This is a genomic window from Bacteroides xylanisolvens XB1A (genome assembly GCF_000210075.1).
Classification (GTDB): domain Bacteria; phylum Bacteroidota; class Bacteroidia; order Bacteroidales; family Bacteroidaceae; genus Bacteroides; species Bacteroides xylanisolvens.
Genome location: NC_021017.1, coordinates 5726117 through 5737042 on the forward strand (window position 1 = coordinate 5726117; position 10926 = coordinate 5737042).

General features: G+C 45.5%; 8 protein-coding genes. 3 read left to right on the forward strand and 5 right to left on the reverse strand.

Annotated elements, in window-relative coordinates; genetic code table 11:
- Nucleotides 1-357 precede the first annotated feature (357 nt).
- From BXY_RS22510 to BXY_RS22520, 3 genes are all read left to right on the forward strand, one after another.
- Nucleotides 358-1413, forward strand: a complete 1056-nt coding sequence (locus BXY_RS22510) for an efflux RND transporter periplasmic adaptor subunit (RefSeq protein ID WP_004300926.1) — start codon at nt 358-360, stop codon at nt 1411-1413.
- Between the two features lie 65 nt (nt 1414-1478).
- Nucleotides 1479-4511 carry an efflux RND transporter permease subunit gene (locus BXY_RS22515; protein WP_015533025.1) on the forward strand — a complete coding sequence of 1011 codons (3033 nt, stop codon included), beginning with the start codon at nt 1479-1481 and terminating at the stop codon, nt 4509-4511.
- Between the two features lie 48 nt (nt 4512-4559).
- The gene (locus tag BXY_RS22520; RefSeq protein ID WP_004321526.1) at nt 4560-5831 is read left to right on the forward strand and encodes a TolC family protein; all 1272 of its coding nucleotides are present in this window, start codon (nt 4560-4562) and stop codon (nt 5829-5831) included.
- A gap of 107 nt (nt 5832-5938) precedes the next feature.
- Here the strand turns inward: BXY_RS22520 and BXY_RS22525 are convergent, their stop codons facing one another.
- The 5 genes from BXY_RS22525 to BXY_RS22545 all read right to left on the reverse strand — a co-directional run bounded on the left by BXY_RS22525 (nt 5939) and on the right by BXY_RS22545 (nt 9986).
- Nucleotides 5939-6280 (reverse strand): type II toxin-antitoxin system RelE/ParE family toxin, encoded by a 342-nt coding sequence (locus BXY_RS22525; RefSeq protein WP_004300933.1) that lies wholly within the window; start codon nt 6278-6280, stop codon nt 5939-5941.
- A complete protein-coding gene (locus BXY_RS22530) occupies nt 6270-6533 on the reverse strand; it encodes a hypothetical protein (protein ID WP_004304421.1) in 264 nt (87 codons plus the stop codon). Before BXY_RS22530 ends, BXY_RS22525 begins: the two co-directional genes overlap by 11 nt.
- A gap of 103 nt (nt 6534-6636) precedes the next feature.
- On the reverse strand, nt 6637-7842 hold the full coding sequence (locus tag BXY_RS22535) for a sodium ion-translocating decarboxylase subunit beta (RefSeq protein WP_015533026.1): 1206 nt from the start codon (nt 7840-7842) through the stop codon (nt 6637-6639).
- Nucleotides 7843-7863: 21 nt separating this feature from the next.
- Nucleotides 7864-9699: a biotin/lipoyl-containing protein gene (locus BXY_RS22540; protein WP_004314195.1), complete on the reverse strand. Its 1836-nt coding sequence runs from the start codon at nt 9697-9699 to the stop codon at nt 7864-7866.
- Nucleotides 9700-9725: 26 nt separating this feature from the next.
- Complete coding sequence (locus BXY_RS22545; protein WP_004300941.1) at nt 9726-9986, reverse strand: OadG family protein; 261 nt, start codon at nt 9984-9986, stop codon at nt 9726-9728.
- Between the last annotated feature and the right edge of the window lie 940 nt (nt 9987-10926).

A 10926-nucleotide genomic window follows, 5' to 3' on the forward strand; every position in this document is an offset into this window, starting at 1 on the left:
ATTCATTTCTGCACTGAAATGAGCAAAATAGTGCGATTTTAGTTTATTTCTGCACACTTCTTTGCTAAATGGGAATTTATATTTCACCACAAAGGACACGGAGGTTTACTATTTTTATTCCCTATAGAGTAATACAGAGTAATCGTATTTATCGCTCTGTTTTGCTTACGGAAAGAGAGAGAAGAACTCTGTGTCCTCTGTGGTGAACTCGTAAAGTTCCCGTTTTTTTGTGTTCCATATAAAGGTTAAGAGGCAGGATATGAAAAGACAGGAATATTGAACATAAATAAACAGGAGTTGTTTTAGTATATTATTCGCTATTTATCAACGCAAAACCTCTAAACATCAACGTGGTATATGAAAAAGGAATTTGGATTCGTCCTGGCGGCTGCAATCTTGCTGGCTGGCTGCGGACAGAAAAAAGAAACGACAACGACAACTGCACGTCCCGTAAAGACTACGATTGTCGAGTCAAGATCGATTATCAGAAAAGATTTCTCGGGAATCGTGGAAGCGGTGGAATATGTGAAGCTGGCTTTCCGGGTCAACGGACAAATCATTCAGCTTCCTGTCATCGAAGGACAGAAAGTGAAAAAAGGACAGCTCATCGCGGCTATCGACCCCAGAGACATTGCGTTGCAATATGCCGCCACGAAATCGGCATACGAAACGGCTTCGGCACAAGTGGAACGTAACAAACGGCTCCTCTCCCGGCAAGCGATCTCCGTGCAGGAATATGAAATCAGCCTCGCCAACTTCCAGAAGGCGAAGTCTGAATACGAACTGTCTGCCAACAATATGCGCGACACCAAGCTGACAGCTCCTTTCGACGGTTCTATCGAAAAACGACTGGTGGAAAACTATCAGCGTGTCAACTCCGGTGAGGGTATCGTGCAGCTTGTCAATACACACAATCTGCGTATCAAATTCACCATTCCGGATGCGTATCTTTATTTGTTGCGCGCCAAAGACCCGCGTTTCCTTGTAGAGTTCGACACATTTAAAGGACACGTGTTTCAAGCGAAACTGGAAGAATATCTTGATATTTCTACGGATGGCACAGGAATTCCGGTCAGCATCACGATTGACGATCCGTCATTCGACCGCGATCTGTATGCTGTTAAACCCGGTTTCACGTGCAGCATCCGTTTCACGGCAGATGTAGGCCCGTTGGTGCAGGATAGCTGGACGATTGTACCGCTTAGTGCCGTATTCGGTGAAAGCGAAGGGAATAAAATGTATGTCTGGGTGGTAGAAGACAATAAAGTCCACAAACGGGAAGTGACCGTCAACGCCCCGACCGGAGAAGCACAGGCGCTCATCTCGGAAGGTTTGAAACCCGGTGAAAAAATCGTCATAGCAGGCGTATACCAACTAGTAGAAGGAGAATCTATCACAACTGTTGACAGGTGATAGTTGATAAATGATTAAGTATCATTTATCCGCTGTCATTCATCAATTATCAACGATCATTTATTATGAGTTTAGCCAAATATTCATTAGATAATACGAAAATCATCTATTTCTTTCTTGCTGTATTGCTGATTGGGGGAATCACTTCCTTCGGCAAGCTGGGTAAGAAAGAGGATGCTCCTTTCGTCATAAAGTCGGCGGTTATTATGACCCGCTATCCGGGTGCCGAACCGGCAGAAGTGGAGCGGTTGATTACCGAGCCTATCTCTCGTGAGATTCAAAGTATGAGCGGTGTGTACAAGATAAAATCAGAATCGATGTACGGGCTCTCAAAAATCACATTCGAGTTGCAACCTTCCTTGTCGGCAAGCTCCATTCCGCAGAAGTGGGATGAGTTGCGACGGAAGGTGCTAAATATACAGCCACAGTTGCCGAGCAGTGCTTCCGCACCGACGGTTTCCGATGATTTCGGCGACGTGTTCGGTATCTATTACGGTCTGACGGCGGACGACGGTTACACATACGAAGAGATGCGCAACTGGGCGGAACGGATCAAGACGCAGGTAGTGACGGCGGACGGGGTGATGAAAGTCGCCCTGTTCGGGACGCAGACGGAGGTGGTCAATATTTTTATTTCCACCAATAAGCTCGTAGGTATGGGCATCGACCCGAAACAGCTTGCCAGTCTGTTGCAATCGCAGAACCAGATTATCAATACCGGAGAAATCCGTGCCGGCGAGCAACAGCTCCGGGTGACCGCCAACGGTATGTATACCACCGTAGACGATATCCGCAACCAGGTGATTACCACCAAAGCCGGACAAGTGAAACTGGGCGATATCGCCGTCATCGAAAAAGGATACATGGACCCTCCATCCAACATCATGCACGTGAACGGCAAACGTGCCATCGGCATCGGCGTCTCCACCGACCCGCAACGGGACGTGGTGCAGACGGGCAAGAACGTGAAAGCCAAACTGGACGAATTGTTGCCACTGATGCCTGTGGGACTGGAACTGCAAAGCCTGTATCTGGAGAACGAAATTGCCAACGAAGCCAACAACGGATTTATCATCAATCTGATCGAATCGATTCTGATTGTAATTGTGATTATCATGTTGGTGATGGGTTTGCGCGCAGGTATGCTGATCGGCTCGTCACTGATTTTCTCTATTGGCGGCACATTGCTTATCATGTCTTTCTTCGGTGTCGGGCTGAACCGTACTTCATTAGCGGGATTTATCATCGCCATGGGGATGCTGGTGGATAACGCCATCGTGGTAACGGACAACGCACAGATTGCCATCGCCCGCGGAGTAGACCGGCGGAAAGCGCTGATAGACGGCGCAACCGGTCCGCAATGGGGATTGCTTGGGGCTACGTTCATCGCTATCTGTTCGTTCCTCCCGCTCTACCTTGCTCCTTCTGCCGTGGCGGAAATCGTGAAACCGCTTTTTGTGGTGCTTGCCATCTCGCTGGGATTGAGCTGGGTGCTCGCGCTGACGCAGACCACTGTTTTCGGTAATTTCATCCTGAAAGCGAAAGCAAAGGACGGCACGAAAGACCCGTATGACAAACCGTTCTATCACAAATTCGCCTCCATCCTCCGCACGCTGATTCGCAGGAAAACATTGACACTGGGTTCGATGGTAGTGCTCTTTGTTGCTTCGCTGGTTATCATGGGAATGATGCCGCAAAACTTCTTCCCTTCTCTCGATAAGCCTTATTTCCGGGCGGACGTGTTCTATCCCGACGGGTATAGCATCAATGACGTAGTGAAAGAGATGAAATCCGTGGAAGAGCATCTGGCAAAGCAGCCGGAAGTGAAGAAAGTGTCGATCACTTTCGGTAGCACGCCGTTAAGGTATTACCTGGCTTCTACTTCGGTGGGGCCGAAACCGAATTTTGCCAATGTATTGGTTGAATTGACGGACAGTAAATATACAAAAGAGTATGAAGAAGATTTCGACGCGTACATGAAGGCGAATTATCCGAATGCGATTACCCGTACCAGTCTGTTCAAACTGTCGCCTGCGGTGGATGCCGCTATCGAAATCGGGTTTATCGGTCCGAATGTGGACACGCTTGTGGCACTCACCAACCAGGCTTTGGAGATTATGCACCGGAATCCGGATTTAATCAATGTGCGCAATTCGTGGGGAAATAAAGTTCCTGTATGGAAGCCTGTATATAGTCCCGAACGGGCGCAACCGTTAGGGGTATCGCGTCAGGGAATGGCACAAAGTATCCAGATCGGAACCACAGGTATGACGCTTGGAGAGTACCGGCAGGGGGATCAGGTGCTTCCTATCTTATTGAAGGATAACACGGTGGATTCGTTCCGCATCAACGACCTGCGCACGTTGCCCGTGTTCGGCACGGGGAATGAGACGACCAGTCTGGAACAGGTGGTATCGGAATTTGATTTCCAATATCGTTTCTCGAATGTGAAGGATTACAACCGGCAAATGGTGATGATGGCGCAATGCGATCCGCGTCGCGGAGTGAATGCGATTGCTGCTTTCAATGAGGTTTGGCCGCTGGTGCAGAAAGAGATTAAAGTGCCGAAGGGGTATACAATGAAGTATTTCGGGGAACAGGAAAGTCAGGTGGAGTCTAACGAGGCGTTGGCCAAGAATTTACCGTTGACGTTCTTCCTGATGTTCGTCACGCTGTTGTTCCTGTTCAGGACGTATCGTAAGCCGACAGTGATCTTGTTGATGTTACCGCTTATTTTTATCGGTATCGTTTTGGGATTGGTGTTGCTAGGCAAGTCGTTCGACTTCTTCTCCATCCTTGGTTTGCTCGGACTGATTGGGATGAATATCAAAAATGCGATTGTACTGGTGGAACAGATTGATCTGGAGGCAAAGACGGGCAAAAAGCCGTTGGATGCTGTTGTCAGTGCTACAACGAGTCGTATTGTCCCCGTAGCAATGGCGTCCGGCACTACCATTCTGGGTATGTTGCCATTGTTGTTCGACGCGATGTTCGGCGGCATGGCGGCTACGATTATGGGAGGTTTGTTAGTGGCTTCGGCACTGACATTGTTTGTTCTTCCGGTAGCTTATTGTGCCATTCAGAGAATCAAAGGCTAATTGCCTTCTCTTATATGAAACTTGAATTTATTGTATAGATTGAATAAAATGAAAACTCAACTTATAACTCTGTCTCTGCTGCTCCTTGGCCTCACAGCCGGAGCACAGCAGCCCTATCTTAGCCGGGAAGCTTACCGGGATAAAGTGGAAGCTTACAGTCAAATTCTGAAGCAACAGAAACTAAAGACAATGGCAAGTACGGAAGCACGGAAGATTGCTCACACGGGATTCTTGCCAAAAATAGATGTCAATGCGGACGGGACCCTCAACATGAGCGACCTTAATGCCTGGAACGAACCGGTAGGCGAATACCGCAACCACACCTATCAAGGTGTATTTATCGTCTCGCAACCGTTGTACACGGGCGGGGCACTCAACGCCCAGCACAAGATTGCCAAAGCGGACGAAAAGCTGAATCAACTAAATGAGGAGCTTACCATCGACCAGATTCATTATCAGAGCGATGCAGTTTACTGGAATGCTTCCGCTTCACAGGCTATGTTGCAGGCGGCGGACAAGTATCAAAGTATTGTGAAGCAACAGTATGACATCATTCAGGATCGTTTCAACGACGGGATGATTAGTCGCACGGACTTATTAATGATTTCCACCCGGTTGAAAGAAGCGGAATTGCAATATATCAAGGCGCGTCAGAACTATACGCTGGCGCTGCAAAAGCTGAATATCCTGATGGGAGAAGAGCCGAACAATCCCGTAGACAGTCTGTACACGATTGACACGGCTTCCGCTCCGGTGCAGATCCTTTCTCTGGAGAATGTACTGCAACGTCGCGCGGATTACGAAAGTACGGAGGTGAATATCATGAAAAGTCAGGCGCAACGCAAAGCGGCTCTTAGCCAGTTCAACCCGCAATTGAATATGTATTTCAGCGGTGGATGGGCTACAGCTACACCTAACCTCGGTTATGACGTTTCTTTCAATCCCATCGTCGGCATTAACCTGAATATACCGATCTTCCGTTGGGGAGCCCGGTTCAAAACAAACCGTCAGCAGAAAGCGTATATCGGCATACAGAAACTGCAACAAAGTTATGTGACGGATAATATCAACGAGGAACTTTCTGCCGCCCTAACCAAACTGACGGAAACGGAATATCAAGTGAAAACCGCCAAAGAGACTATGAGCCTGGCTAATGAAAATCTTGATTTGGTTTCTTTCTCGTATAATGAGGGAAAGGCAAATATGGTGGATGTGCTCTCCGCACAATTGTCATGGACACAGGCGCACACCAATCTGATTAATGCGTATCTGTCGGAAAAGATGGCGGTAGCGGAATACAGAAAGGTTATCAGTGAATAAATTTAGAAACAAAAGAAACTTGTTCACAAAGTCTTAGTCTTATAAAAGAAATCGTCCTGTTATCACGTAACCGTGAAACAGGACGATTTCTTTTTATATTATAAGGATTACAAAATACCGTTTTGCTTCAAGATATCTTCTATTTCCTTATCTGTGATATTTGCACGTTCTGACTTATCATAAATAGTGAGCAATTTTATCTCTGTATCTATTTCTGTCCAGATTATCGTATAGGTTATCACCCGTGCACCTCCACTTTTACCTTTATTTTTCGAAGTTATCGCTATACGTATTTTACGAAGATTGTTGCCCAAACTGACTCCTTGTTCAGGATTTAATAACAAATCATTTCCAAAATTCCTAAGATCTTCTTTCAACGATTTATACCGTTTTGACAAATGCTTCATTTCCCTTAAAAATTCGAGGGTAACGCTTATTCTATATTTCATTAAGGGCATCATCTAATGACTTAAACTCCAACTTACCCTCCAGATTCAGTTTCAGTTCCTTACACGCCTGATCTAAGCTTGCCAGAATCTCCGCCTTTGTCTGGTAGGGAGCTGCTTCCTCTGCGACAACATTCGTTTGCTCTTCTTCACAACTCAACATCGATTTCACTCTCCGCAGAATAGCGACATCATCCACATCCAGAATCCGCCGAATCAGTTCGTTCTTTTCGGCTTCCAATGACATTGCACTCATACGCTTGCTATTTTTACTGTTATACATTCACACAAAGATAACGCTATCAAACGAATCTTCCAAGTGTGAATGTATAAAAAGTATTTTTCAGGCAGGAATTACCTTACGCAAGGAAGGAAATCAGCACACCCGCAGCCACGGCAGAACCGATTACTCCGGAGATGTTGCTTGCCATGCAATACTGCAATACGTGATTCTTCGGATCGTATTTCAAAGCAATCTCATTGGCTACACGGCTCGCCATCGGAACGGCACTCAAACCAGTGGCGCCGATAAGCGGATTGATTTTCTTCTTCGAGAAGAGATTTACCAGTTTCACAAAGAAAATACCACCGGTTATAGAAAGTGCAAATGCAAGGAATCCACCGATCACAATACCGATTGTTGTCCAATTGAGGAATGCTTCGGCTGTCATCGTTGCTCCTACGGACAGTCCGAGGAAGATGGTGGCAGCATTCATAATGCTATTGGAAGCGGCATCGAACAAGCGGAATGTGTTGGTTCCGATTTCTTTCACCAGATTACCAAACATCAACATACCCACCAAAGGCACTGCACTCGGCACGAAAAGGGCAACAATAGTAGTTACCACAATCGGGAAGATAATCTTCAATACACGCAGGTTCTTGATTTCAGTCTTCGAAGGGTACTTCTTTTCCTGTTCTTTCATGTTGATGCTCAACTCTTTCTTCGTACAGAACAGTTTCACTACCAGCGGAATAATCACCGGAACGAGCGCCATATACGAATAAGCGGCAATGGCAATCGGGCCCAGCAAATGCGGCGCCAGTTTGATGGTGGTAAAGATGGCTGTCGGACCATCCGCACCACCGATAATGCCCAGAGAAGCGGCTTCCTGTGGAGTGAATCCCATCAGGATGGCTACCAGCAATACGGTAAAGATACCCAACTGTGCAGCTGCACCGAATATAGAAAGATGCAGGTTACGCAACATCGGCCCGAAGTCCGTCAGCGCACCGACACCCATAAAGATGATCGGAGGCAGGAAACCAGTTTTAATCAACATATAGTAGATGAAGTTCATGATTCCCAGTTCGTGGGCAATGTCATGCAAAGGCATTTCCCAGATGTTCTTCAACACTCCGTTTACCATCACCATACCATTTTCGTCGGCCTGAATCACGCCCATATCTCCTCCGGGGAAGTTGGCTAGCAACACACCGAAAGCGATGGGGACAAGCAGCAACGGCTCGTACTGTTTCTTAATACCCAAATAGAGCAGAACGAACGCGATGGCATACATTATCAGGAACTGCGGTTCGGCAATGATATTGCTGAACGCAGTCATGTCATATAAGTTCTCCGTTCATTATCCTATCTTCATTAATACGTCATCTTCTGAAACAGCATCTCCCGGGTTGACACAGATAGCAGTCACTGTACCGCCAAACTCTGCACGGATGGCATTGTAGGTCTTCATCGCTTCTACATAGCAGATTACATCACCTTCTTTCACAGTGTCACCTACTTGCAAAGGAGTTTCCTGCGCACCTTTCACTAAGAAGAACTTGCCTTCCAACGGAGAAAGTACCTCTTTACCCTCTCCTGCCGGAGCAGCGGCAGCACCCGCAGGAGCAGCAGGTAGTTCGGTATCACCGTATGCTACCGTCACACGATAGGCCTGTCCGTCCACTTGTACGGTCAGTGTCTTCGGTTTGGCATCTTCTTCCGGAGATTTATCTTTTTCGGCACGACGTTTGGCTACGTCTTCCAGGAAGTCCTCTTTTGCTTTACCGCTCTTATAAGCCTCATATTGAGCCGGGTGCATAGCATATTCGAAGAGTTCTTCGTCGTCCTGTCCCACTTCCCATTTGTTCTCTTTCATCAGTTTGCGATATTTGTCGAGAGCATCAGGATAGTTATTCTGCGGATCACCTTCGAAGAACTTACGGCCTTCACGTTCTGCCTTTTCAATGATTTCGGGAGCAAGTTTGCCCGGCAGACGTCCGGCTTTACCCAGAATCATATCCCAGATATCATCGGCAATCATTCCCCAACGTTCTTTTCCTTTTTCCATAGCCATCACGTTCATCATGGCGAGGTTCTTCACGTATTGGCTGAACGGAGTCACCAATGGAGGATAACCGACACGAGGCCATACGTATGCTACTTCATCAAAGAGTTTGATGAGCAACTGGTCTTGCGTCATAAACGGCAGATTGTGTTTTGCCTTATATTTATTGATTGATTCCAGATTGGATTCAAGGTCGGCCATCAGACTACCCATCATACCGCCGGGAAGTCCGGGAGCAATCAGCAAGGAGTTCATCAGACGGTTTTTCGGGCTGATATACAAGCCGAGGAAGTCGTCCATAAATTCCTGAATCATGCCGCGCACTTTCATGTAGGCTTCCATATTGATTTCGGGCACTTGATATCCGGCGTCTTTCAGCATCGCCTGCACACTAAGCAAGTCAGCATGGCCTGTTCCCCATGATAGTGGTTCCATGCCTACGTCGATATAGTCGCAACCGGCTTCGCATACTTCGAGGATGCTTGCCATATTGAATCCGGGACCTGCATGACTGTGATACTGAACGGGGATTTCGGGATGTGCCGCCTTGATATTTGCTACGATCTTACCTAACGATACAGGACGGCCGATACCTGCCATGTCTTTGATACAGATTTCGTCTGCTCCCAGTTTGATAAGTTCCAGCGCCATATTGGTGTAGTACTCTACGGTATGGATAGGCGAATGAGTGATGCAAAGCGAGCATTGCGAAATCATGCCTGCTTCCTTTGCGTATGTGATGGAAGGAGCAATGTTACGCACGTCGTTCAATCCGCAGAACGTACGGGTAATGTCTGTTCCTTGTGCTTTCTTTACTTTGTAGAATAATTTGCGGACGTCTGCCGGAACGGGGCTCATACGGAGTCCGTTCAGTGCGCGGTCGAGCATGTGGGTTTGAATACCGGCTTCATGGAACGGTTTTGTCCATTCGCGTACCGCTTTATTCGGGTTTTCACCAAACAATAAATTTACCTGTTCAAAACCTCCGCCGTTTGTTTCTACGCGGGCAAAACAGCCCATTTCAATGATGGCAGGAGCTACCTTTACGAGTTGGTCTACACGAGGTACGTATTTTCCGGCAGATTGCCACATATCTCGGAAAACCAAACTAAACTTTACTTCTCTTTTCATGTCTTTCAGTGATATTCTTTATAGATTTATAATTTTTCTACTTTAGTGATTTTTCCTTTACCTTGTGTCACCACATTTACAGCAGCTGTAATGGCGGCTAAGATGTTTCCCGGAACAGGGGCAGGACCTTGCGATGCTTCCCGCTTCACAGGAACCACTTCTTCAGGAGCATACTTGTTGACTAATGTAATCAACAACTTACCTAAATAAATCACAATCAGCAGAATAACAAATACGGTAGCCATTCCGACCACCATCAGCAGGATCGCTGTTTCGATATTTTCCATATAATAAACTATTAGTATTTTAAGTTGTTCGTCTAAAAAGCGTCCGAAAATACCAAATTTTTATTATAAAATAAATTAAGAAAGGAATATAATGTATAAAAACGTCATTTCTCTGATTGGAAAACTGGGGAAGTTTAATGATTTATGATTTATGATTTATGATTTAGCGTGCCATCCACATCTAAACTAAATTCCCATTTATCTTATTTACTATCTGCTTCTATTGCATAACCCAAATAGTAAATGGTAAATAGTCCAATAGTAAATCGTCCTATCTATTGTTCCTACAAAAAATGTGAGAGAAAGCCCCTCAACTTTCTCTCACACTCTGATAAAACAATTATTAAATAAAAACACTCAATGATAGACCGGTTCAGCCCTTTTCTGGTTTCATACCCTCTTAACCTACTATTAAACTACCAGATAAAAAACCGGTCTTGTTAAACCTCTCATGGGCCATCACGGCTTTCATTCTTTTAATTAGCGTAGCAGTCTAGTTGAAAAACCCTTTTTTTTAAGCCAACTAAGTCTGTTTAATCGGAAAAAACAAGCCTCTAAAGCTCATATCACGTCCGATGAGGGAATCTTTCCGGCTTACGTTTGTGGCAGGAATAATTCATCTGCCGCTGTCTATTGTTTGCTTTGAGCCCTAGTTTGCATTTCTTTTAAAACATTGTTTGTTTTGGGTTAAATTTAAATTTTATAAAAAGCATCTATTGTTTGTTTTGAGTTTAGCTTGTAATTCTCTATAAAACATCTATTGTTTGTTCTGAATCCCGGCCTTATTTCTGCCGGATAATTTCTAATTTCTTCTACAACATTTAATCTTCTAATCAATTCTACCGTTTTCTTCAAATATCATTAAATAGCTCATCTATTAGAAAGAGAAGCATCCGTTGTTTTTTTACCAAGAAAAAATGAAGAAAATTTGAAGAAAAAC

Coding starts and splice junctions, on each gene's coding strand:
- BXY_RS22510 (WP_004300926.1), top strand. CDS start 358: ATGAAAAAGGAATTTGGATTCGTCCTGGCGGCTGCAATCTTGCTGGCT.
- BXY_RS22515 (WP_015533025.1), top strand. CDS start 1,479: ATGAGTTTAGCCAAATATTCATTAGATAATACGAAAATCATCTATTTC.
- BXY_RS22520 (WP_004321526.1), top strand. CDS start 4,560: ATGAAAACTCAACTTATAACTCTGTCTCTGCTGCTCCTTGGCCTCACA.
- BXY_RS22525 (WP_004300933.1), bottom strand. CDS start 6,280: ATGAAATATAGAATAAGCGTTACCCTCGAATTTTTAAGGGAAATGAAG.
- BXY_RS22530 (WP_004304421.1), bottom strand. CDS start 6,533: ATGAGTGCAATGTCATTGGAAGCCGAAAAGAACGAACTGATTCGGCGG.
- BXY_RS22535 (WP_015533026.1), bottom strand. CDS start 7,842: ATGACTGCGTTCAGCAATATCATTGCCGAACCGCAGTTCCTGATAATG.
- BXY_RS22540 (WP_004314195.1), bottom strand. CDS start 9,699: ATGAAAAGAGAAGTAAAGTTTAGTTTGGTTTTCCGAGATATGTGGCAA.
- BXY_RS22545 (WP_004300941.1), bottom strand. CDS start 9,986: ATGGAAAATATCGAAACAGCGATCCTGCTGATGGTGGTCGGAATGGCT.